Here is a 24,409-nt window from a genome sequence, read left to right as displayed (position 1 = left end):
CCGGATCGGGGGGGCATATCATGAGCAGCGGCAATATCTCCGCGGTCGCCATCCGCCATCCCATTCCGCCCATCGTCCTGTTCATCGTCCTGATCATCGCGGGACTGGTCTCGTACTTCACCCTGAACGTGACCCAGAACCCGGACATCGACTTCCCGGTCGTGACCGTCTCGGTCAGCCGGCCGGGCGCCGCCCCGTCGGAAATGGAAATCCAGGTGACCAAGCTGGTCGAGGACGCGGTGTCCAGCATCGTGGGCCTGGACCATGTGTCGTCCACCATCACCGATGGCCTGTCCAATACGGTGCTGGAATTCAAGATCGGTTACGACACCGACCGCGCGGTGAACGACGTGCGCAACGCCGTGGCCCGCATCCGGTCCAACCTGCCGTCTGATATCTATGAACCGCAGGTGGAGCGTCAGGACGCCACCGGCGACGAACTGCTGACCTACGCCGTCTCCTCCGACACCCGCTCAGTCGTGGAATTGTCCTGGCTGATCGACAATGAGATCAGCCGCGCCATCACCCATGTGCCCGGCGTCGGCGCCACCGACCGCTTCGGCGGGCTGGACCGGGAAATCCGCATCAACCTCGATCCCAACCGCCTGATGGCGCGGGGCATCACCGCCGATGAGGTCAATTCCCAGCTGCGGGCGCTGAACGTGGACCTGCCGGGTGGCCGCGGCGCCGTGGGCGCCAAGGAACAGTCCATCCGCACCCTGGGGTCGGCCCGCACGGTGGAGGAACTGGCCAACACCGAGATCACCGTTCCCATCTTCGTGGGGACCTTCAACGGTTCCGCCGCCAAGGTCCGGCTCAGCGATCTGGGCACCGTCACCGACGGCACGTCGGAGATGCGCTTCATCTCGCGCTACGACGGCCAGCCCACGGTGGGCTTCAGCATCCGCCGCGCCCCCCACTCTTCGGAAGTGACCATCGCCCAGGGCGTGGACGAGGAAATCCGCAAGCTGCAGGAGCAGTACCCGGATGTCCACTTCAACCTGATCTTCGACGAGGTCAAATACACCAAGCAGAGCTTCGCCGACTCGGTCGAGGCCCTGGTCCTGGGCTCCGTCCTGGCGGTCCTGGTGGTGTGGTGGTTCCTACGCGATGGCCGCGCCACCTTCATCTCGGCGCTGGCCATGCCGCTGTCGGTGATCCCCACTTTCCTCGCCATGAAGTGGCTGGGCTTCTCGCTGAACGGCATCACCCTGCTGGCGCTGTCGCTTGTCGTGGGCATCCTGGTCGACGACGCGATCGTGGAAATCGAGAACATCGTCCGCCACATCCGCATGGGCAAGCGTCCCTTCCAGGCGGCGTTGGAGGCGGCGGACGAGATCGGTCTGGCGGTGGTCGCCACCACCATGACCATCGTCGTGGTTTTCCTGCCGGTGTCCTTCATGGACGGCATCGTCGGCCAGTTCTTCAAATCCTTCGGCCTGACCGTCGCCGTGGCCGTGCTGTTCTCGCTGTTGGTGGCGCGTCTCATCACGCCGCTGATGGCCGCCTACATGCTGAAGCCCAACCAGAAGGACCATGACCAGGGGGGTGGCCCCTGGATCACCCGGTACATGGGCCTGCTGAACTGGAGCATGCGCCACCGCTGGCTGACCGTGCTGGCCGGTGTCGGCATCTTCGCCGTGTCGCTGGTCATGGCCGCCATGTTGCCTTCCGGCTTTGTGCCGCCCAGCGACAACGGGCTGTCCACCGTTCAGGTGGTGCTGCCCCCGGGCGTGACCCTGGCCGAAACCGACGCCACCACCCAGATGGTCGCCCAGATCCTGGCGAAGCGCCCCGAGGTGCTGCACGTCTGGAGCCGCGCGGGTCGCAACAACCAGCTGCGCAATGGCGCCGTCACCGCCATCCTGAAGCCCCGCTCGGAGCGCATGAGCAAGCAGGAGTTCGAGGCGGCGGTGACACCGGAATTGAACCGCGTGCCCGGCGCCCACATCGGCTTCAACTCCTCCATCGGCTGGGGGGCCAAGGACATCAGCGTGCTGCTCACGAGCAACGACGGCCCGGCGTTGGAGCGCTTCTCCAACCAAGTGCTGGACGAGATGCGGCAGCAGAATTTCCTGGCCAACGTCACCTCGACCGCCGCCCTGCTGCGTCCTGAGATCCAGATCCGCCCCTTCTTCGACCGGGCGGCCGAGCAGGGCGTCTCTGTGGCGGCCATCGGCCAGGTGGCCAAGATCGCCACCCTGGGCGACCTCGACACCAGCGTGGCCAAGTTCAACCTGGGTGACCGCCAAGTGCCCATCCGCGTGCAGATCGATCCCAAGTACCGGTCGGATCTGGATGTGATGGAAAACCTGCGCGTCCGCACCTCCGCCGGCGACCTGCTGCCCCTGCGGGCGGTGGCTGAGATCGGCATGGGAGCCGGCGCCGTCCAGATCGAGCGCTTCGACCGCGCCCGCAAGCTGGCGGTCGAGGCCGACCTGCGCGGCATGGACGTGGGCGAGGCCATGAAGAAGATCAATGAGCTTCCCTCCATGGCCCATATGCCGCCCGGCATTTCCAAGCCGGCCTACGGGCAGTCGCAGGAAATGCAGAACATGATGATCGGCTTCATCATCGCGCTGGCCACCGCCTTCCTGCTGATCCTGGCGGTGCTGATCCTGCTGTTCCGCAACTTCTTCCAGCCGGTGACCATCATGACCGCGTTGCCGCTCAGCTTCGGCGGCGCCTTCGCGGCCCTGATGATCGGCCATATGTCGCTGTCGCTGCCGGCCCTCATTGGCATCCTGATGCTGATGGGCATCGTGACCAAGAACTCCATCCTGCTGGTGGAATACGCCATCGTCTCGATGCGCGACCGGGGCATGAACCGCCGCGAGGCCTTGCTGGATGCCGGCGCCAAGCGCGCCCGCCCCATCATCATGACCACCATCGCCATGGTGGCGGGCATGGTTCCCATCGCCTTCGGCCTGGGCAACGACAGCTCCTTCCAGCAACCCATGGCGACCGCCGTGATTGGTGGCCTGATCACCTCCACCCTGCTGTCCCTGGTGTTCGTGCCGGCGGTCTTCACCATTGTCGACGACATCCAGCATTGGATGGCGCCCAAGTTCAGCCGCTTCATCACTCCGAAGGATGGGCCGCCCCACGCCGTCCCCCTGCACCCCGTGGTGAAAAGCGCGGAGTGAGCGCGGCGGCAGGTGACGATTGAAATCGGGCGGGCGCCGCGAGGGCCCGCCCGATTTCTTTTTCAGTTCCCCAACAGGCCGGCCCCCATGTTGACGCCCAGCGCCAGGATGGCGGTGTTGAACAGGAAGGACAGCAGGCTGTGGGCCAGCACCGGCCGGCGGATGGTGGGCCCTTGCGTCGTCACATCCGACACCTGGGCCGTCATGCCGATGGTGAAGGCGAAGTAGAGGAACTCCCAATAATCGGGCTGCGTGCAGCCGGGGAAGTCGATGCCCTTGCCCTCCAGCCAATAGGAATGGGCGTAGTGCTGGGCGAAAATGACGTGGACGAAGCTCCACGAGCACAGCACGGTGGCGGCCCCCAGGGCGGCGCTGGCGCCGACATGCGCCGTGCCCTTGGCGTCCGCCACCTCCAGCACGATGGCGACCAGCGAGGCCAGGGCCGCCGTGCTGGCGACCATGAGGATGATCCACTTGCCCGATTCCAAGTCGCGCGCGCGGGACCGCATGCTGTCCAGGTTGGCGCGGCCGAACTGGATCAACACCAGAGTGATGTAGAGGGCGACGCCGGCGCACCAGCCGATCAGCACGGCGCTGACCGTATGGACGGCGCGCGACGCGGCCAGGCCCACGGCACCGGCGAACGCCAGTCCGATGAACAGGCTGGGATGGTACCGAAACGGCCGAAATGGATTGACGATGGCCATGAGGTCACCCCCGGAGGCGGTGGGAAAGGATCGGCCCAGCGTTAAGCGGACGGTCGGGCCGGGGCAAGGAAACAAGTGGAAAGGCTGGGGCGGCGTTTCGACCGAGGAGGGCCCCCTGAGGCTAAGCCTGGGGATATGCCAGGTGTAAAAGGGGGCGATGGGACAGGGCAAAGCGTCCGTCCCGGCCCCGCTCACGCCCCGCTATCCCCTTTGGCCTAGGGATGTGAGGCCGAACGGCGTGCCGTATCGACAACGCGCCTGTTGCAATAGCGTCCAAAACATCGTCCTCTGGCGCCCTGACTGGCCGGATGCCCCTTCAATACGGGTGCCGGCTTCCCTGGTTTCTTGCCGTCATTATCGGGGTGGAGGCCCCGTCGCCCATGGTGCGTAGCTTCGCCGCGGCCCTCGCTTTGGCTGTCTTCCTGCCCGCCGCCGCCACAGCTTCCCCGCAAGAGCGCGCGCCAGCACCCCAGCCGGCGGCCGCCCAGCCTTCATCCCCCCCGGCACCGTCGCCCCAGGCCCCATCCCCCCCGAATGGGCCCGGCGCTCCTCCGAAGGCCCCCCCCGCTGGGGCGACTCAGGCGCCGGCCGATACCGGCCCCTTCGCCCTGACCGGGCTGGAGGTGAACGCCGAGCGTGATGACCCGGAGGCCTGCTTCACCTTCAACCGGCCCCTGGCCAAGGCCCGGCCCGGCCTTCAGGACCCCTATGCCGGCAAGGTCGAGGTGCTGGCCAGGAACACCGCTCCTGCCGGTGCGACAGGTCCCGCTGGTGCCCCCGATGCCGGGACCCCCGTGCAGAAGCCGGTGGTGGCGCGGGATCGCACCCTGTGCGTCCAGAAGCTGGAGCACGGCCACCGCTACACCGTCACCTTGAAGGCCGGCCTGCCCGCCGCCGGCGGTGCGGAGACCCTGGCCGCGCCGCAGTCGCGCGAGATCGAGGTGTTGAACCGCCGTCCGGTCCTGTCCTTCCGCGGCGGCGGCTACATCCTGCCGCGCATCGGCCGCGAGGGCCTGCCGCTGCGCACCATCAATGTGGATCGCGCGCGCCTGCAGGTGCTGCACATCAAGGACCGCTCCCTGGTGGAGCAGATTTATTACGGCCGCCTGAACCAGACCCTGAACGATCTGGATGTGGGCTCGCTGGTGGAAAAGAACGGCGAGCTGGTGTGGCGCGGTGAAATGGCCGTGGGCGCCAAGCGCAACCAGCCGCAAGTGACGCCGTTCCCCATCGACGCCGTCCTGGGCCAGCTGAAGCCCGGCGTGTATGTCGCGGTGGCGGAGGATGCCAGCGCCAAGACCGCCGGCTGGGAAGGCCGCGCCACCCAATGGTTCATCGTCTCCGACCTGGGCCTGACCACGCTGTCGGGCACCAACGGCTTGCAGGTCTACGTCCATTCCCTGCGCACGGCCACGCCGCTGGCGGGGGTGGAGGTGCGGGTGGCCGCCCGCGACAACAAGGAACTGGGCAAGGCGCTGACCGGGGCCGATGGCGCCGCCCGCTTCGACCCGGCCTCCGGCGCGGCCAAGGGCCAGGCCCTGTTCGCCAGCACCAAGGATGGCGATTTCAGCTTCCTGGATCTGTCGGCCCCCGGCCTGGACCTGGCCGCGCGCGGCGCTGCCGGCCGTCCCGCCCCGGGCGCCCTGGACGCCTATGTCTTCGCCGAGCGCGGCATCTATCGCCCGGGTGAGGTGGTGCATGTCACCGCCCTGCTGCGCGATGCCGCCGGCCAGGCGGTGGCCGGCCGTCCCCTGACCCTGAAGGTCCAGCGCCCCGATGGGCTGGAGATTGAGCGCTACAGCCTCACCGACCGGGGCATGGGGGGCTTCGCCGCCACCGTGGATCTGCCCGGCAACGCCGCCACCGGCACCTGGACCGTCACGGCCCATGCCGACGCGGATGGCCCCGCCGTGGGCACCCTGCGCTTTCAGGTGGCGGATTTCGTGCCGCCGCGCGTGAACCTGGACCTGTCCGCCGACCAGGCGCGGGTGGGGCCGGACGGCACCCTGACGCTGTCGATCAACGGCCGCACGCCCAGCGGCGCCCCAGCCGCCAACCTGGCCGGCACCCTGTCAGTCACGCTGCGCGCCGCCGCCGATCCCTTCCCTGAGCTTCAGGGGCCGCAATTCCAAGGCTATCGCTTCGGCCTGGCGCAGGAGGACGGCGCCCCCCGGCAGGAAACCCTGCCCGGCTTCGCCACCGACGCCAACGGCGTCGCCACCGTGCCCGTGTCGCTGAAGGGCAAGCTGGACGGGTCCCGCCCGCTGGAGGCGGTGTTCCATGCCGCCCTGTTCGACGTGGGCGGCGGCACCACCGGCCATGATCTGGTGGTCCCGGTGGAGCGGCACCCCTACACCATCGGCATCCGCCCGCGGTTCAACGATGACGCCGTGCCCGAAGGGGCCACGGCGGCCTTCGACGTCATCGCCGTGTCGCCGGACGGCAAGCCGCTGGACAAGGGGCAGCTGTCTTATGACCTGTACGAGGAACGCCTGGACTATGTCTGGTTCGAGGCCAACGGCAGCTGGGACTACAAGCCCCAGATTCACGACCAGAAGGTGACGGGGGGCACGCTGGCGACCACGGCCAAGGCGCCGGCCGGCGTCGAGGTGCCGGTGTCGTCCGGCCGTTACCGGCTGGAGGTGTACGATCCCGCCACCGGCGTGTCGGGCAGCGTGCGCTTCGCCGCCGGCTCCTGGGTCAGCGCCCGGCTGGGTGAGACACCGGATGCCGTGGAGGTGACGGTGAAGGGCGCCGTGGGCGGCGGTCCGGTGGTGCCGGGGGCCAAGGCGGCCGTCTTCGTGCGTCCGCCCTACCGCAGCACCGTGCTGATCACCCTGGCCGACCGGGCGGTACGCCAGACCCTGACCCGTGAGATCGGGGCCGAGGGCGCCCTGGTGGAAATCCCGGTGGATGCCGACATCGGTGGCGGCGCCTATGTCATCGCCAACGCCTTCGCGCCCGTGGAGGCTGGCCGCCGCTCCCTGCCGCGGCGGGCCGTCGGGGTGGATTTCCTGCCCGTGACCCTGGCCAGCCGCACGCTGACGCCCAAGGTGGAAGGCCCGGCGGAGGCCAAGCCGCACCAGACTGTGCATATCCCCATCGTGGTGCCGGGCGTTGCCGCCGGCCAGGGCGTCCACCTGGTGCTGGCCGCCGTCGACCAGGGCGTACTGGACCTCACCGGCTACAAGACTCCGGACCCGGAGGCCTGGTTCTTTGGCCAGCGCCAACTGGGCGTCGAGATCCACGACGTTTACGGTCGCCTGACCGCGCCGCACGGCGCCCCGCCCGCCGCCGCGCCCGCGTCCGTCCCCACCTCCGACGCGGTGCCGCCCCGGGGCGCGCCCGTCGTGGCGCTCTATTCGGGCATCCTGCCCGTGGGGAATGACGGCAAGGTGCAGGTGCCCCTGACCCTGCCGGACTTCCAGGGCCGCCTGCGCCTGATGGCCACCGTGTGGTCGGCCGGCGCCCTGGGCCATGCCGACCGGGTGCTGTCAGTGCGCGACCCGGTGCGCGCCGATGTGGCGCTGCCCCGCTTCCTGGCGCCGGACGATACCGTCCGCCTGGCCTTGACCCTGAACAACGTCAGCGGCACGCGGGGCACCTACACGGTGACCCTGCAGGCCGAGGGACCGCTCGCCTTCCCGGTGGATACGGCCAACCGGGGCGTGGGCGCCAAGAAGCGCAAGGGCAAGGATGTGCAGCGGCCGGAACCGCGGGAAATCGTGGCTGTCTTTCATGGCCTGGCCAAGGGCGGCAAGGTCACCCTGAACCGCGTGATGAAAGGCCTGGCCGTTGGATCGGGCCGCCTGCTCATGACGGTCAAGGGGCCGGAGGGTGTGGTGCTGTCCCGTGAGTTCACCGTGCCGGTGCGGGGCAATCTGCCTGTCGTCACCCGGCATGAGACGGCGGACATCCGGCCCGGCGCCAGCCTCCAGGTCCCGGCCGAATTGGCCCAGAGCCTGCGTCCGGAGACGGCGGTGTCGGGGCTGGCGCTCAGCCCCCTGCCGGAGCTGGACGTGCCCGGCCTGCTCATGACCCTGGACCGCAACCCCTATGGGTCGTCGGAACAGATCGCCAGCCGCGCCCTGCCGCTGCTCTATCTGGGGGACGCGGGCAAGGCGCTGGGCCTCTACACCGACGCCACCCTGCGGGAGCGTATCGACCGCGCCATCGACAAGCTGCTGACCTTGGAGCGGGCGGACGGCGGTTTCGCCTTGTGGTCGGCGGACGGCCCGGCGGAGCCTTGGCTGTCGGCCTATGTCATGGACTTCCTGACCCGGGCGCGCGACACCGGCCACGCCGTGCCGGACGCGCCCTACCGCAAGGGCCTGGACTGGCTGGTGCGCAGCATCGGCAACAGCTGGGTGGAACCGGCGGACCTGCCCGCCCGCGCCTATGGCCTGGCCGTGGTGGCCAAGGCCAAGGCGGTGGACGCCACGCCGGTGCGCTACTTCTATGAAACCTTCTGGGACAAGCTGCCGACCCGTCTGGCGCGGGCGCACGTCGCGGCGGCGCTGGCCGCCGTGGGGTTGCCCCAGGCCCAGGACGCCTACAATAGGGTCGACGGTCTGCGCATCACCCTGCCGGGCATGCGCGACTTCGGCTCCGACCTGCGCGACCGGGCGGCCAGCCTGGCCCTGCTGGCCGAGGGCAACGCGTCCCTGGACCGGGTGACCGCCCAGGCGCGCGAGGTGCAGGGCCTGCTGCGCGAGCCGGCGCTGATCAGCAGCCAGGAACGCGCCTGGCTGCTGGTGGCCAGCCGGGGCCTGATGCAGCGCGCCGGTTCCATGACCTTGGGGCTGGCGGGGCAGGCGCCGGCGGAGACCCGGCCCCTGGTGCGCCGTCTGGAGATCGGCGGCCGCGCCTTGACCGTCACCAACGGCGGCCAAGCCGCCATCCAGCGCACGGTCGCCGTCGCCGGCATCCCCCTGGCCGCCCCCACGGGCACCCCCGGCGCCACGGGGCAGGGGTATTCCATCGACCGCCGCCTGCTGGACCTGAAGGGCCGGCCGGTGGACCCGGCCCGTATCCACCAGAACGACCTGCTGGCCGTCGTGCTGTCGGGCAAGGTGGAGGGGACGGCCCCGACCCAGGTGCTGGTCAGCGACCCCGTGGCGGCGGGACTGGCCATCGAGACGGTGCGAATCGCCCGGGGCGGCCTGCCGCCGGAGCTGGCGGGCGCCGTGGGCGATCTCAGCGACGCCACCCATGTGGAGGCGCGCGAGGATCGCTACGTCGCCGCGGTGGATCTGCCAGCGGACCGCCGCGAGTTCCGGCTGGTCTACCTGGTGCGGGCGGTGCTGCCCGGCACCTATTCCCTGGCGCCATCGCAGGTGGAGGAATGGACCTCGCCCAACCACCAGGCCACCGGCGCCGCCGGTAGCCTCACCATCCTTCCCTGAACCGACCCCACATGAAAACAGCCCCGGAAGCGACGCTTCCGGGGCTGTTTCTCAAGCAGGAGGGCGCGGGAGGTGAGCCTCAGGCCAGGGCCACCCACACCGCCTCGCGGCCCTTGGGGGCGTCGGCGATGCGCATCTGCACCCGCTGTCCCTCATCCAGATGGTCCATGCCGCACCGGCGCAGGACGCTCTTGTGCACGAAGACGTCCTTGCCGCCGTCATCGGCCAGGACGAAGCCGAATCCCTTGTCGGCCTTGAACCATTTGACGGTGCCGTCGATCTCGATCTCCGACCCCGTGGGCACACGGTCCCGGGTGCGCGGGGCGGCGGCGCGTTCCGGCGGGGCCGCCGTTCCGGTGACCTCCACGATGCGCAGCACCTGGGGGCCCTTGGGCCCGGCGCCGATGGTGCAGAGCAGTTCCGTTCCCTCGGAGATGTCCGCCAAACCCGCCCGGCTGATCACCGAAATGTGCAGGAAAGCGTCGGGCGTTCCGTCCTCAAGGGCGACGAAGCCGAATCCTTTGGAGGTGTTGAACCATTTAACCTGGGCCTTGGCCGGGAGACCCTCGTCCTGGCTGAAGGCGTCATACGATCCGAAGCGTGGCACGAGGCAGTACCTTCCCGATTGCGCCGGGTTCGCCCAAACGGGCGCCGGCCCGATGATCTCACCTCCCAATAACCACCGCGCCGGTGCGTCCGGTGTCCCGGAACTGTCCCTGATTTACTGTCAATGCGGCGGCTTAACCCGTCTTAATGGTAAACATAAACTCCCCGGGACCGCTACTGTAATGTGTGGCGAAATGTTGCGCTGCGGCAGGGACTTCCGTCCCGTCATCCACAGGCGGCGGGCCGTTAGTTCTGGTCATCTTCCAAGCCGGTTGGGCGTAGCGGTCAGCGCCGCCGTTGGCTGGTCGGCAGAGGGTCGCTGCCTGGGGGATCACGGCGCGCCTGGGCCCGCCTTCCAATGCGATTTGGCCTTTGCCAATCTGCCTTAGACATTATGGGATCGGAGTCTTTTATTCAGGCTCCACATCAGGAACAGAGGCGCCTCAATCTCGTGGGGGCCAACAAGTGCGATATTGCTGTCCCAACGCAGCCAGCTATTTCCCGCAGGCTTCAGCAGGCGAAATCCATCAAGAAGCCCAACATACCGATAGTTCATTATTTCCAAATGCTCAGTGATTTCCTGGGGCGACGTGTCCTGCAATTCAGCTTTACCGCGCAAATTCAGGATACGCGTGCAGATCAGCCCAATCGCCGCCCCGGCCATGGCACCCCGTGCGGACGCCTGATCCAGCACGGTGGAAACAATGTAGAAAGCCGTCGGCATAAGCACGACGACCAAAGACAGCCAAAGGATGAAATCACGAATGGAGCCGAAGGGGGAAAGGCTCGCCAAGCGGCGAAAAACAAGATGCGGACGGGGAAGGGGGGCGACTTTGCCGCGTCCGCGCGCATAGCTTACGAACGTTCTTGCCGGCTCTTTTTCATCGCCCCCCTTCGACATTTTATCAGTCCTCTAACGCGCGGCCGATGAGCCCGCCAACGATCGCGCCAGCCGCTGCGCCGATGATGATGCCGCCAACTTCACCGGCAGGCCCCCCGATCCAACTGACCGCCGCGCCAAGCTGAGCGCCAGCCCGGGCGCCGGCAAGCCAACCCGCAGCCCCACCTGCACCGGTGAAACCATCGGCGATTACACCACCACCGCTAACGAGTTCCAACTCTTCCAAGCTAAGCTCTTCCATCTGGTCGAAGTGGCGGAACCGAGATGGGTCTTGCAGCATGGCCGTCATATTTGTTCCTCCATTGATAGAGAAAAATGCTCTCCGCAATCGAATTTCGTAACAAAATTGCAAGTTGTCAATGGGGTGAGGGGCGCCCTATCTGGAGTGTGGAATGGGCCATTTTTATTAAAGAGTGAAGATGGAAAATCATTACCCATCGCTGATGGGATTGTTTTCGCGACACACTTGGAAGTGATTTTGACCCCCTTTATCGTAGACAAAAGCCGAAAAGCATAAATGAATTTTGCCATTTGATTCTTTTTTTCAAATATATTTTGCCGGTTGTGGCCGCCATAAAATCAAGGAATACCAAAGTATGCTTCCTGTATTTGATCTTCGGCAGAATCTTTATGCCCTATAAAGCCATTTGGCTGGCGTGTGGAAAACTTGGCGCACTGGGGTGCCAAAATGTCGCATCTCTGCAATTGAAAAAGCGCCTGTCGGCGCGGCGCGTCAGCTGGCGCGGCGTTGCGCAAAGAATGGCGGCATCCTTTCTAGGGGCAAGGCGCCTGGCCGAAACCACAGGCTCTCACAGCCACCTAACCTCGGCTTAACGGTTCGCCGTTCAGGAAACGCTTGAGTAGCGCCCGCGATCCAGGCACGTTACCGCCCTAGACCGGGGACCAACGCCCCGGCATGTCGGTTGCCGATACGACCGCCGGGTATGCGTCCCTCGTCGCCAGGTCGGCACCCTGAGCTTCAAAACACAATTGGAGCGGTGGCACCCCATACCTGAGTGGCGGGCCGCCCCTGGGGAGAAAACGTATGATGGCCGACCCGGCCGTGAGTGCGGCGCACATTTGGGAACATAGTTATCCGACGGGCGTGGATTGGAACGCGCCCATACCGGTGAAGCCCCTGACGGACTTGTTCGACAGCTCCGCCGCGCGCTTCGCCGACCGTCCCTTCATCGATTTCCTCGGCAAGCGCTATACCTATCGCCAGGGCGCCGACATGGTGGACCGGGTGGCGAAGGGCCTGCAGGCGCTGGGCGTGGGCCGGGGCAGCAATGTCGGCCTGTTCCTGCCCAACACCCCTTATTCCGTCTTCTGCTACTACGGCATCCTGAAGACCGGCGCCACGGTGGTGAACTTCAACCCGCTGTATGCGGAGCGCGAGCTCGTCAAGCAGATCAATGACTCCGAGGTGGAGATCATGATCACGGTCGACGTGCCCCAGTGCTATGGCAAGCTGGTGCCGATGCTGGCCCAGACCTGCCTGAAGAAGATCGTCACCGGCCGCATGGCCGACATCCTGCCGTTCCCCAAGAACCTTCTGTATCCGCTGGCCAAGCGGAAGGACATCGCCCGTCCGCCGGCCGACGCCCACAACATCAGCTTCCGCGCCCTGACGGCCAACGATGGCCGCTATACCCCGGTCACCATCGACCCGGTGCAGGACGTGGCGGTGCTGCAGTACACCGGCGGCACGACGGGCATCCCCAAGGGCGCCATGCTGACCCACGCCAACCTGACGGCCAATACGGTGCAGTCGGCGCTGTGGTTCTACCAGGGCCGGCCGGGGCAGGAGCGCATGCTGGGCGTGCTGCCGCTGTTCCATGTCTTCGCCATGACCGGCGTCATGAACCTGTCGATCTACCTGGGGGCGGAGATGATCCTGCTGCCCCGGTTCGAGATTGAGCAGGTGCTGGACACCATCGACAAGAAGAAGCCGACCCAGTTCCCGGCGGTGCCCACCATCTACACCGCCATCAACAACTATAAGGACCGGGCCAAGTACGACCTGTCCTCGCTGGCCTTCAGCATCTCCGGCGGCGCGCCGCTGCCGCTGGATGTCTGCCAGACCTTTGAGGGCCACACCGGCTGCAAGCTGGTGGAGGGCTACGGCCTGTCCGAGTTGTCGCCCGTGGCCACGGTCAATCCCATCGATGGCCCCGTGGGGGGCAAGGTCAAGGTTGGCTCCATCGGCCTGCCGGTGCCCGGCACCATCATCGAGATCATCGATGTCGAAGACGGCAAGACCCCCGTGGCCCAGGGCCAGCGGGGCGAGGTCTGCATCCGCGGGCCGCAGGTCATGAAGGGCTATTGGAAACGCCCGGATGAAACCGCCATCACTCTGCGCGATGGTCGCCTGCACACCGGCGACGTCGGCTACATGGACGAGGACGGCTACATCTACATCGTCGACCGCATCAAGGACATGATCCTGGCCGGCGGCTACAACGTCTATCCGCGCAATGTGGAGGAGGCGATCTACCTGCACCCCGCCGTCAACGAGTGCATCGTGCTGGGCGTGCCGGATCCCTATCGCGGCCAGACGGTGAAGGCCTACATCAAGCTGACCGAGGGCCACACCCTGACCCAGGCCGAGCTGTGCGACTTCCTGCGCGACAAGCTGTCGGCCATCGAGCTGCCCAAGCAGGTGGAATTCCGCGCCGAATTGCCGAAGACCATGATTGGCAAGCTGTCGCGCAAGGCCCTGTTGGACGAGCTGGAGGCGGAGAAAAAAGCCAAGGCCTCCTGACGTAGCCACGCTTGGTTTTGTAGACTGGATCGGCGGCGGTGTCCTGGCATCGCCGCCGTCCTTATTTTTCCACCCCGTTGATCAGGTCCTTCCATGCCCAAAGTCGTCGTCGCCGGCAGCATCAACACCGATGTCCTCACCACCATGCGCCGCGCCCCCCGCCCGGGGGAGACGGTCAGCGGTGAGACCGTGGCCTTCGGCCGGGGCGGCAAGGGCCTGAACCAGGCTATCGCCGCCGCCCGCCAAGGTGTGGCGGTGGAATTCATCGGCCGTGTGGGGCGCGACGCCTTCGGCGACCAGGCGCTAGCCTTCTTCCAGGCCAACGGCGTGAGCACCCAGGGCATCGCCCGGACCGACACCGCCACCGGCACCGCCATCGTCATGGTGGATGCCAGTGCCGAGAACAGCATCGTCGTCATCCCCGCCGCCAATGGCGAGGTGGCGCCGGCCGACCTGGAGGCCGTCGCCCTCCAGGCGGGTGACATCCTGGTCAGCCAGTTCGAGATCCCCCGCGCCACCATCGCCGACTTCTTCCGCCGGGGCCGCGCGGTCGGCGCCACCACCATTCTCAACGCCGCCCCGGCGCTGGACGACGCGCCCGACAGCCTGTGGGCCGACATCGATATCCTGGTGGTGAATGAGACGGAGCTGGGCCATTTCGCCGGCGTGGAACTGGCCGGCGACGCGCCGGTGGACGCCGTCGCCGCGGCGGCCCGCCGGTTGATGCGGCGGCCTGGGCAGACCGTGGTGGCCACCCTGGGCGTGCGCGGCGCGCTGGCGGTCACCGCCGACGATCAGGTCATCGTGCCCGGCCGCACGGTCAAGGCGGTGGACACCACCGGCGCCGGTGACTGCTTCGTCGGCTCCGTGGCCGCCCGCCTGGCCCTGGGTGACACGCTGCCCCAGGCCATGCGCCACGCCAACGTCGCCGCCAGCATCGCGGTGACCCGGGTGGGGGCGGGCGACGCCATGCCCACGGGGGATGAGGTGCGGGCCGTTCTCGCTTGATCCGCCTGGCCTAACCTGCCGGGCAAGCTTTGCCCGGCGACGCTTCCCGGTCCAGCGCGGGCGTCCTGCACCGCCGATGGTTCATTGCAATCCTGTAGGGAATCCAAGATCTTCGGCAAGGGGGGCGTCTGGCACACCCCTTGCTCTCCTTCTGGCGCAAAGACGCGACCTTGCCCCCGAGGAGGAGTGGATGTCCTTCGTCCAGGATTGTGTGGACCTGTCCCGCCAGCACTTGATGGCCGGCTTCCTGGCGGAAGCGGAGATGAGCTGCCGCACCGCGCTGGCGACCGATCCCGCTCATGCGGAGGCGACCCACCTGCTGGGCGTGATCGCGCTGAAGGCCAATCGGCCCATCGAGGCCAACGACCTGTTCGAACAGGCCATCGCCCTGGACGGCGAGAACTTCCAGTACCACAACAGCCGGGGTGTCCTGCTGTATGGCTGCCGTCAGTTCGAGATGGCGGAGGCCTGCTTCCGCACCGCCGTCGCCCTCAACCCCGAGGACGCGGTCAGCCAGAACAACCTGGGCAATGCCCTGCGCGCCCTGGGCCGCCTGGCCGAGGCCGAGGCCCGTTTCCGCGAGGCGGTGGAAATCAATCCCCGCTATGCCGAGGCGCACAACAACCTGGGCAACACCCTGCGTGAGCTGGGCAGCCTGGAGGAGGCGGAGTTCTGCTTCCGCCACTCCCTGGGCCTGCTGCCCGACAATTTGGACGCCCTCTACAACCTCGGCGCCCTGCTGCTCTACACCGGGCGGCTGGACGAGGCGGGCGGCCTGTTCGCCCAGGTGCTGGCCGCCGACAGCAGCCGGTATGAGGCGGCGATCTGCCTGGCCCAGGTGTTCCAAGGCCAGGACCGCACCGATGATGCCGTGGCGCTGCTGACGGGCGTGCAGGCGCGCCTGCCGGATAACCAGGCGGTGCAGTACGCGCTGCAACTGCTGCGCAGCACCCAGGTGCCGGCCTGGCACATCCCCCGCCTGAACGATCACGAACGCAACGACGCCTATGAGGCGGCGCTGCTGCGGGCCATCCGCCCGGGCGACCTGGTGCTGGAACTGGGCGCCGGTTCCGCCCTGGTCAGCATGATGGCCGCCCGCGCCGGTGCCGCCCGGGTGGTGGCGTCGGAGCCGCTGGCCGCCCTGGCCACCGTGGCGCGCGAGACGGTGGCGCTGAACGGCTATGCCGACCGCGTGACCATCGTGGCCAAGAAACCGCAGGACCTGAAGCTGGGCGTGGATTTGCCGCGCCCGGCGGACGTGCTGGTGTCCGACATCGTCAATGTCGGCATGCTGGCGCCCGACATGCTGGCCATCCTGGACCACGCCCGGCGTAACCTGGCCCGACCCGGCGCCCGCGTCATTCCCGCCGCCGCGACCGTCTGGGCCCAGTTGATCCAGGCGGACGACCTGCGGCGCGTCAGCCCCATCCGCAGCGTCAGCGGCTTCGACATGAGCCGATTCGACCAGTTCCGCGCGCCCGGTTATCAGCAGATCGACCTGGCCGGAGATGACCACCAGATGCTGTCGGACCCGTTTCCGGCCTGGTTCTTCGACTTCCGCGTCAGCATGCCGGACAGTGACCTGAAAAGCCTGACCGTCCAGGCCACCCGCCCCGGCTTGGTGCAAGGGGTCGCTTTCTGGTTCGACCTGCACATGGACGAGGAGGTGGTCTACAGCTCCCGATCCGCCGCCCGCACCAACCACTGGAAGCAGGCGGTCTACTTCTTCGGCCACGACTTCCCCGTGGCCCAGGGCCAGCCCATGCTGCTGGGCACCGGCTACGACCGCACGCAGATACATTTCTTCATCTGAGTTCCCTCAAACGCCAGGCGCCAGCATCCGCTGGCTTGGCTTATCCTCCCTTTCCAGTCCACTTCGTTCCCCGGAAAGGTCCGGCGGACGCGGTCGCGTCCTACGGCATGAGCCGGGCTCATGCCGCTGGCGCCCACCCCTTCAATCTAAGCGCCCCTAGGCCGACGGCGCGACCGCCCGCCCGCCTGCGGGCATGATTTAGCAAGCCAACGGCTACCCCCAACGGATGAAGTTGAAAGTTGATTCAGGCCCATTGACATCTGCCGTGTCCGCCCTTACGTTTACGTAAACGTAAGGCGCCGACCCTCCACTAAACGAGGGGGTTTCGGCCAGCCCAGGGAGAGGACCCATGCCCGACGGAGCGCCCGTGACGGCGGTGGAAGAGACCTACACCATCAGTCAATTGGCCGAGGCTTTCGAGCTGACGCCCCGCACCATCCGCTATTATGAGGACGAGGGCCTTCTGACCCCCCGACGCGAGGGGCAGCAGCGGGTCTATACCCATCGTGACTGGGCGCGCCTGAAGCTCATCATGCGCGGCAAGCGCCTGGGCTTTACCATCGCCGGCATCAAGGACTTCCTGGATCTGTACGATGTGGGCGACGCCCAGGTCGAGCAGATGCGTTTCCTGCTGAAAAGCGCGCGCGACCGCATCACCACCCTGGAACAGCAGCTGCGCGACGTGCAGCAGACCTTGGTCGACCTCAAGGATATCGAGAGCCTGGTCGTCGACCATCTGGCCAAGAAGGGGGCCCTGGACGTCTGACCGGCGCCGGGTCCCTTTCCCCATTCGTTCATCCAGTTCGCCGTGCCGGGGACGCATCCTGGCCCGGTCCTTCCCGCACCCAATGATCCGGCGCCCGCGAAATGAGGCGCCGCCCCGTTTGCCAAGGCGAGGAGCACACCAATGACTAAAGCCGTTATCGCCGGTTACGCCCGGTCCCCGTTCACGCTGGCCAACAAGGGCGACCTGGTGAAGGTTCGCCCTGACGATCTGGCCGCGACGGTGGTCAAGGCGCTGGTCGAGCGCACCGGCGTGAACACCGCCGATCTGGAAGACCTGATCGTCGGTTGCGCCTTCCCGGAAGGGGAGCAGGGCTTCAACGTCGCCAAGCTGATCGGCATGATCGCCGGCCTGCCCCAGGCGGTGGCCGGCACCACGGTCAACCGCTTCTGCGGCTCCTCCATGCAGGCCATCCACATGGCGGCGGGCGCCATCGCGCTGGGCGCCGGCAAGGCCTTCATCGCCGCCGGCGTCGAGAGCATGACCCGCATCCCCATGGGCGGCTTCAACCCCATGCCCAACGCCGCCCTGCACGCCGCCAACCCCGGCGCCTACATGGCCATGGGCATCACGGCCGAGAACCTGGCCAAGAAGTTCGGCTTCAGCCGTGCCGACCAGGAGGCCTACGCCGTCACCTCGCACCAGAAGGCGGCCGCCGCGCAGGCCGCCGGCCGCCTGGCCGATGAGATCGTCGGCATCGACGTGAGGGGCAAGCTGGTGGACAAGGACGGCTGCATCCGCCCCGAAACCACGGCCGAGACCCTGGCCGGCCTGAAGCTGGCCTTCGACCAGGAGGGCACCGTCACCGCCGGCACCTCCAGCCCGCTGACCGACGGCGCGTCCGCCACGCTCGTGACCAGCGAGGAGTACGCCAAGGCCCACGGTCTGCCCATCCTGGCCCGCATCCGCTCCATCGCCGTGTCCGGCTGCGACGCCACCATCATGGGCTACGGCCCGGTGCCGGCCTCGCGCAAGGCGCTTGAGCGCGCCGGCCTGACGGTGAAGGACATCGACATCGTGGAGAGCAACGAGGCCTTCGCGGTGCAGTCCATGACCGTGGCGCATGAGCTGGGCTTCGACCCCGCCAAGGTGAACCTGGATGGCGGCGCCATCGCCCTGGGCCACCCGCTGGGCGCCACCGGCGCCCGCATCACCGGCAAGGCCGCCAGCCTGCTGAAGCGCGAAGGCAAGCAGTTCGCGCTGGTCACGCAGTGCATCGGCGGCGGCCAGGGCATCGCCACCGTCCTGGAAGCGGTCTGATCGGCCCCCGGTTGAGGAGAGACCCCATGGAAATCAAAAGCGCCGCCGTCATCGGCGCCGGGGTGATGGGCAGCGGCATCGCCGCCCACATCGCCAACGCGGGCATTCCCGTCTTCCTGCTGGACATCGTTCCCCAGGCCGTGAAGGACAGCGGCGGTGATCGCAGCGTCGTCGCCAAGGGGGCGGTCGAAAAGCTGCTGAAGACGGAACCCGCCGCCTTCATGCACCGGGATGCCGCCAAGCTGGTCACCCCCGGCAACACGGAAGACGACCTGGAAAAGCTGAAGGACGTCGACTGGATCATCGAGGCGGTGATCGAGAACAAGGACATCAAGCACGCGCTGTACCGCCGCCTGGACGCGGTGCGCAAGCCGGGCTCGGTCGTCAGCTCCAACACCTCCACCATCCCGCTGGAAATCCTGCTGGAGGGCGCCAGCGACCAGTTCGCCGCCGACTTCATGATCACCCACTTCTTCAACCCGCCGCGCTACATGCGGCTGTTGGAGATCGTGGCCGGTCCGAAGACCCGCAAGGATGCCGTCGACACCATCCGCCAGGTGTGCGACGTGCGGCTGGGCAAGGGCGTGGTGCACTGCAAGGACACCCCCGGCTTCATCGCCAACCGCATCGGCACCTACTGGTTCCAGGCGGCGGTGAACGCCGCCGAGGATCTGGGCCTGACGGTGGAGGAGACGGACCTGATCACCGGCAAGCCCATGGGCCTGCCCAAGACCGGCACCTTCGGCCTGCTGGACCTGGTCGGCATCGACCTCGGGCCGCACATCGCCAAGAGCCTTTTGTCCACCCTGCCGGCGCAGGACGACTATCGCCGGGTCTATCGCGAGAATCCGCTGCAGGCGAAGATGATCGCCGAGGGCTACACCGGCCGTAAGGGCAAGGGCGGTTTCTACCGCCAGACCAAGACGCCGGATGGCAAGCGGGTGCGCGAGACCATCGACCTGAAGACCGGCGCCTACCGCCCGACCGTTAAGGCTGAGCTGGCGTCGGCCAAGGAGCGCAGCCTGAAGGGCCTGGTGACCCACAGCGACAAGGGTGGCCAGTACGCCTGGAAGGTGCTGAGCCAGGCGCTGGCCTACGCCGCCAGCCTGGTGCCGGAGATCGCCGACACCATCCTGGACGTCGATGCCGCCATGCGCCTGGGCTACAATTGGAAGCAGGGCCCGTTCGAGATGATCGACGCCCTGGGCACGGCCTGGTTCGCCGAGAAGCTGACCGAGGCCGGCCTGCCCGTTCCCGCCCTGGTGACCCTGGCCGCCGGCCGCCCCTTCTACAAGGTGGAGGATGGCCGTCTGCACTACCTGACCACGCAGGGCGAGTACGCGGTGGTGGAACGCCCGGCGGGTGTGCTGCTGCTGTCGGATGTGAAGCGGGCGTCCAAGCCCGTGGCCAAGACGGCGTCCGCCGCCCTGTGGGATATCGGCGACGGCGTGCTGTGCCTGGAATTCACCGGCAAGATGAACGCCCTGGACGACCAGGTGATGGCCCTCTACCGCAAGGCCATCGACATCATCGGCGACGGCAAGTCCGGGGCCTACAAGGCGTTGGTCGTCCATAACGAGGGCGACAACTTCTCCGTCGGCGCCAACCTGGGCCTGGCCCTGTTCGCGCTGAACATCGCCCTGTGGCCGCAGATCGAGCAGGCGACGGCCGAAGGTCAGCAGACCTACAAGGCACTGAAGTACGCGCCCTTCCCCGTGGTGGGCGCCCCCTCCGGCATGGCCCTGGGCGGCGGTTGCGAGATCCTGCTGCACTGCGACGCGGTGCAGGCGCACGCCGAAAGCTACATCGGCCTGGTCGAGGTGGGCGTGGGCCTGGTGCCGGGCTGGGGCGGCTGCAAGGAAATGCTGTACCGCCACACCTTCAACAAGAAGCGTCCGGGCGGCCCCATGCCCCCCATCGCCAAGGCCTTCGAGTACATCAGCACGGCCAAGGTGGCGAAGTCGGCGTTCGAGGCGAAGGAGATGCTGATCCTGCGCCCGACCGACGGCATCACCATGAACCGCGACCGCCTGCTGGCCGACGCCAAGGCCAAGGCCCTGGAACTGGCCAAGGACTACACGGCGCCGGAGCCGGTGGAAATCCGCCTGCCCGGTCCCGGCGCGCGCACGGCGCTGGATATGGCGGTGGAAGGCTTCCACGGCCAGGGCAAGGCCACCGACCACGATGTGGTCGTGTCCGGCGAACTGGCGTGGGTGCTGACCGGTGGCGACACCGACATCACCACGGTGCTGACCGAGGACGACCTGCTGGACCTGGAGCGTGAGGCCTTCATGCGCCTGGTGCGCACGCCCGGCACCATCGACCGCATCGACCACATGCTGTCCACCGGCAAGCCGCTGCGCAACTGACGCTCTCGTCTTGGGGCCGGGGCGGGCGACCGTCCCGGCGTGTCCCGAAGCTACCCCTTGGAATTAAGGGAATTCTCCGATGCCGACCTATAAGGCGCCGCTCGAAGACATCGATTTCGTCCTGAACGACCTGCTGCAGGCCGAAGATCTGGCCAAGCTGCCGGGCTTCGAGGACGCCACGCGCGATCTCGTTTCCAGCATCCTGGAAGAGGCGGCCAAGCTCTGCGAGAACGAGCTGCAGCCCCTGAACCGCTCGGGCCATGAGGAGGGGTGCCACTACGAGAATGGCGTGGTGCGCACCCCCAAGGGCTTCAAGGAAGCCTACCAGGCCTATGTCGAGGGTGGCTGGCAGGGCCTGTCCATGGACCCGAAGTACGGTGGCCAGGGCCTGCCCCACGCCATCACCTTCGTGCTCGAGGAACTGTTGATCTCCGCCAACATGGCCTTCGCCATGTACCCCGGCCTGACGCAGGGGGCGTGGAACGCCATCCACACCCACGCCAACGATGAGCTGAAGGACACCTACCTGCCCAAGATGACCTCGGGCGAGTGGTCGGGCACCATGTGCCTGACGGAGCCGCACTGCGGCACCGACCTGGGCCTGATCAAGACCAAGGCCGTCCCCAACGACGACGGCAGCTACAACATCACCGGCACCAAGATCTTCATCTCCGCCGGTGAGCATGACCTGACCAGCAACATCATCCACCTGGTGCTGGCCAAGCTGCCGGACGCCCCCCGGGCGTGAAGGGCATCAGCCTGTTCCTGGTGCCGAAGTTCCTGCCGACCGCGGACAACCAGCCCGGCCAACGCAACGGCGTCATGTGCGGTTCCATCGAGCACAAGATGGGCATCATGGCCAACGCCACCTGCGTCATGAATTTCGACGACGCCAAGGGCTGGCTGGTGGGTGAGCCCCACAAGGGCATGCGCGCCATGTTCACCATGATGAACGCCGCCCGCCTGGGCGTGGGCATGCAGGGCTTGGGCATCGCCACCGTCGCCTACCAGAACGCGCTGACCTACACCAAGGAACGCCTGCAGGGTCGGTCGCTGACCGGCGCCAAGGAGCCGGAGAAGGCCGCCGACCCGCTGATCGTCCATCCGGACGTGCGCAAGAACCTGATGACCATCAAGGCCTTCACCGAGGGCGCCCGCGCCCTGGGCTATTGGGTGGGCATCCAGTTGGACCAGGCGGCCCACAACCCCGACCCCAAGGCCCGCGCCGAGGCGGACGAGTTCGTGGCCCTGCTGACCCCGGTGGTGAAGGCCTACTTCACCGACATGGGCTATGAGTGCGCCACCATGGCCCAGCAGATGTACGGCGGCCACGGCTATATCCGCGAATGGGGCATGGAGCAGTTCGTGCGCGATGCCCGCATCGCCATGATCTACGAAGGCGCCAACGGCATCCAGGCGCTGGACCTGGTGGGCCGCAAGCTGGGCCAGGACATGGGCCGCCTGCTGCGCCGCTTCTTCCACCCGCTGGCGGGGGAACTGGAGTCGGCGATGGAGGACACGGATCTGCTGGAATTCGCCGGCCCGCTGGCCAAGGCCTTCGGCAAGCTGCAGCAGTCCACCGCCATCATTGCCCAGAAGGGCATGAAGAACCCCGACGAGGCCGGTGCCGCCTCCACCGACTATCTGCGCATCTTCGGCCTGGTGGCCCTGGGCTGGATGTGGCTGCGCATGGTCAAGGTGGCGAACGCCAAGCTGGCCGAGGGCGGCAACGGCAAGTCCGGCTTCTATGAGGCCAAGATCAAGACCGCCCGCTTCTTCGTGCAGCGCCTGCTGCCCGAGGTGGATTTCCGCTTCAAGGCCCTGATGTCCGGGGCCAAGACCGTCATGGATCTGGAGGCCGAACTGTTCTGAGGCCCACACCCGCTTTTCTCCGGCGATGCCGGTTCGACAGCCATTGCGCGTCGCGCCGGCATCGACCAAACTATTGAAATGAGAGGATCAAACGCCAATCCCGGGACGGTTGTCCCAGAGGTGGGGGATCCTTGAGTGAGCGTTTGGGAATGGGTGTTGGGGAAACGAACGTTTGGACCAGGACCCACTCGGCTAACGATACGCGCGTCGGTGAATATCCGGGCGCACAAGGGAGGAAAAGGATGAAGTGGAGCAACACCGCGTTGGTCGGCGGCGCCTTCGCCGTCTGTCTGGGGGGCATGGCCAGCGTCGCCCTGGCGCAGTCCGCGGCTGATCTGGGCAAGACCCTGACGCCCAACGGCGCCGAGAAGGCGGGCAACAAGGACGGCACCATTCCGGAATGGACCGGCGGCATCACCACCCCGCCCGCCGGCTACAAGCCCGGCGGCGTCTATGTCGATCCCTACGCCAGCGACAAGCCCCTGTTCACCATCACCGGCCAGAACATGGCCCAGTACGCGGACAAGCTGCCGGAAGGCCTGAAGGCCCTGCTGAAGCAGTACCCCGATTACAAGATGGTCGTTTACCCGACCCACCGCAGCGCCTCCCTGCCCAAGAGCGTCTATGACGAGACGCTGGCCAACGCCACCCGCGCCAAGCTGGTGGACGACGGCAACGGCGTGGATGGGGCCAAGGTGGGCGTGCCCTTCCCGATTCCGAAGTCGGGTGTCGAGGTGGTGTGGAACCACATCCTGCGCTGGAAGGGCAAGCAGCTGGAACGCCAGTACGGCGCGGCCAACCCGCAGTCCGATGGCGCCTACACCATGATCAACATCGACGAAAAGTCGAAGTTCCTTTACTCCGACACCGGCCCGGACGGCCAAACCTCGCTATATTTCCAGCAGGAAGTGACGGCGCCGGCGCGTCTGGCGGGCGAAATCCTGCTGGTGCATGAGACCATGGACCAGGTGAAGGAACCGCGTAACGCCTGGACCTATAACCCCGGTCAACGCCGCGTTCGCCGCGCGCCCAACGTCGCCTACGACAACCCGGGCACGGCCTCGGACGGTCTGCGCACCTCCGACCAGCTGGACGTCTTCAACGGCTCCCCGGATCGGTACGAGTGGAAGCTGGTTGGCAAGAAGGAGATGTACGTTCCCTACAACGCCTATCAGCTGCAAAGCGACAAGCTGACCTATGACCAGCTGATCAAGCCGAAGCACATCAACCAGGACTATGCCCGGTATGAGTTGCACCGGGTGTGGGTGGTCGAGGGCAAGCTGAAGGCCGGCACTAGCCACATCTATCCCCGCCGCACCTTCTACGTGGACGAGGACAGCTGGGGCATCCTGGTCGCCGACCAGTATGACAGCCGCGACCAGCTGTGGCGCGTGACCGAGGCCCACGGCATCAACTTCTATGACATCCAGAGCTATTGGGCGGGCCTGTTCGCCGTGTACGACCTGCAGTCGGGCCGTTACACCGCCAGCGGCTTCACCAACCAGGAAAAACCCTACAACTTCAACGTCAGCCTGACCGCGGCCGATTTCTCGCCGGACAGCCTGCGCCGGTCCGGCGTGCGCTGAGGCGCGTGTAGGGTTCAAAGGGTTGGCGGCGGGGGAGAGACGCACCCCCGCCGCCGACAACCGGCCCTGACAGGCCGGAGTGACGCAGAAACCGCATCCGGCCGGGTTCAGGTCCGCCGGATGCGTAAAGCCCGCGGGAGGAAGGACGCACCTCCCGCGGGCTTTTCCTTTTTCACCGGCATAAATGG

At 67.0% G+C, this 24,409-nt stretch carries 13 protein-coding genes and 1 pseudogene; 10 read left to right on the top strand and 4 right to left on the bottom strand.

The features are described 5' to 3' along the window. Nucleotides 1–20: 20 nt before the first annotated feature. Nucleotides 21–3,146, top strand: coding sequence for an efflux RND transporter permease subunit (locus tag UCD39_RS17565; RefSeq protein WP_330497178.1), 3,126 nt, complete (start codon nucleotides 21–23; stop codon nucleotides 3,144–3,146). Between the two features lie 62 nt (nucleotides 3,147–3,208). Here UCD39_RS17565 and UCD39_RS17560 read toward each other — a convergent pair whose 3' ends face one another. Then, the gene (locus UCD39_RS17560; protein WP_330497177.1) at nucleotides 3,209–3,853 is read right to left on the bottom strand and encodes a DUF1345 domain-containing protein; all 645 of its coding nucleotides are present in this window, start codon (nucleotides 3,851–3,853) and stop codon (nucleotides 3,209–3,211) included. A gap of 380 nt (nucleotides 3,854–4,233) precedes the next feature. On the opposite strand from UCD39_RS17560, the gene UCD39_RS17555 reads away from it, so the two are divergent. Beyond that, complete coding sequence (locus tag UCD39_RS17555) at nucleotides 4,234–9,258, top strand: alpha-2-macroglobulin family protein (RefSeq protein WP_330497176.1); 5,025 nt, start codon at nucleotides 4,234–4,236, stop codon at nucleotides 9,256–9,258. 79 nt (nucleotides 9,259–9,337) lie between these two features. Here the strand turns inward: UCD39_RS17555 and UCD39_RS17550 are convergent, their stop codons facing one another. The 3 genes from UCD39_RS17550 to UCD39_RS17540 all read right to left on the bottom strand — a co-directional run bounded on the left by UCD39_RS17550 (nucleotide 9,338) and on the right by UCD39_RS17540 (nucleotide 11,054). Then, nucleotides 9,338–9,865 (bottom strand): cold-shock protein, encoded by a 528-nt coding sequence (locus tag UCD39_RS17550; protein WP_145736391.1) that lies wholly within the window; start codon nucleotides 9,863–9,865, stop codon nucleotides 9,338–9,340. A gap of 384 nt (nucleotides 9,866–10,249) precedes the next feature. Then, nucleotides 10,250–10,765 (bottom strand): hypothetical protein, encoded by a 516-nt coding sequence (locus UCD39_RS17545; protein WP_330497175.1) that lies wholly within the window; start codon nucleotides 10,763–10,765, stop codon nucleotides 10,250–10,252. A 4-nt stretch (nucleotides 10,766–10,769) separates the two neighbouring features. Continuing rightward, entirely contained in the window at nucleotides 10,770–11,054 is a 285-nt protein-coding gene (locus UCD39_RS17540; RefSeq protein WP_330497174.1) for a hypothetical protein, read from the bottom strand. 756 nt (nucleotides 11,055–11,810) lie between these two features. Between UCD39_RS17540 and UCD39_RS17535 the strand changes: the two genes are divergently transcribed. From UCD39_RS17535 to UCD39_RS17500, 8 genes and pseudogenes are all read left to right on the top strand, one after another. Continuing rightward, on the top strand, nucleotides 11,811–13,529 hold the full coding sequence (locus UCD39_RS17535; protein ID WP_330497173.1) for a long-chain-fatty-acid--CoA ligase: 1,719 nt from the start codon (nucleotides 11,811–11,813) through the stop codon (nucleotides 13,527–13,529). A 93-nt stretch (nucleotides 13,530–13,622) separates the two neighbouring features. Further along, complete coding sequence (locus tag UCD39_RS17530) at nucleotides 13,623–14,537, top strand: ribokinase (RefSeq protein WP_330497172.1); 915 nt, start codon at nucleotides 13,623–13,625, stop codon at nucleotides 14,535–14,537. 190 nt (nucleotides 14,538–14,727) lie between these two features. Next, nucleotides 14,728–16,350, top strand: coding sequence for a tetratricopeptide repeat protein (locus UCD39_RS17525; protein ID WP_330497171.1), 1,623 nt, complete (start codon nucleotides 14,728–14,730; stop codon nucleotides 16,348–16,350). A gap of 349 nt (nucleotides 16,351–16,699) precedes the next feature. After that, nucleotides 16,700–17,116 (top strand): MerR family transcriptional regulator, encoded by a 417-nt coding sequence (locus UCD39_RS17520; RefSeq protein WP_322482022.1) that lies wholly within the window; start codon nucleotides 16,700–16,702, stop codon nucleotides 17,114–17,116. A 141-nt stretch (nucleotides 17,117–17,257) separates the two neighbouring features. Next, complete coding sequence (locus UCD39_RS17515; RefSeq protein ID WP_330497170.1) at nucleotides 17,258–18,394, top strand: thiolase family protein; 1,137 nt, start codon at nucleotides 17,258–17,260, stop codon at nucleotides 18,392–18,394. Between the two features lie 26 nt (nucleotides 18,395–18,420). Beyond that, nucleotides 18,421–20,763 carry a 3-hydroxyacyl-CoA dehydrogenase/enoyl-CoA hydratase family protein gene (locus tag UCD39_RS17510; protein ID WP_330497169.1) on the top strand — a complete coding sequence of 781 codons (2,343 nt, stop codon included), beginning with the start codon at nucleotides 18,421–18,423 and terminating at the stop codon, nucleotides 20,761–20,763. Nucleotides 20,764–20,842: 79 nt separating this feature from the next. Beyond that, nucleotides 20,843–22,635: pseudogene (locus UCD39_RS17505) on the top strand (acyl-CoA dehydrogenase C-terminal domain-containing protein). A gap of 242 nt (nucleotides 22,636–22,877) precedes the next feature. Continuing rightward, complete coding sequence (locus tag UCD39_RS17500) at nucleotides 22,878–24,221, top strand: DUF1329 domain-containing protein (RefSeq protein WP_330497168.1); 1,344 nt, start codon at nucleotides 22,878–22,880, stop codon at nucleotides 24,219–24,221. Nucleotides 24,222–24,409 lie beyond the last annotated feature (188 nt).

This window comes from Nitrospirillum karajorum (assembly GCF_036348415.1).
Classification (GTDB): domain Bacteria; phylum Pseudomonadota; class Alphaproteobacteria; order Azospirillales; family Azospirillaceae; genus Nitrospirillum; species Nitrospirillum amazonense_B.
Note: the sequence above shows the minus strand (reverse complement) of the source record. Positions and strands in the feature narration are given on the sequence as shown.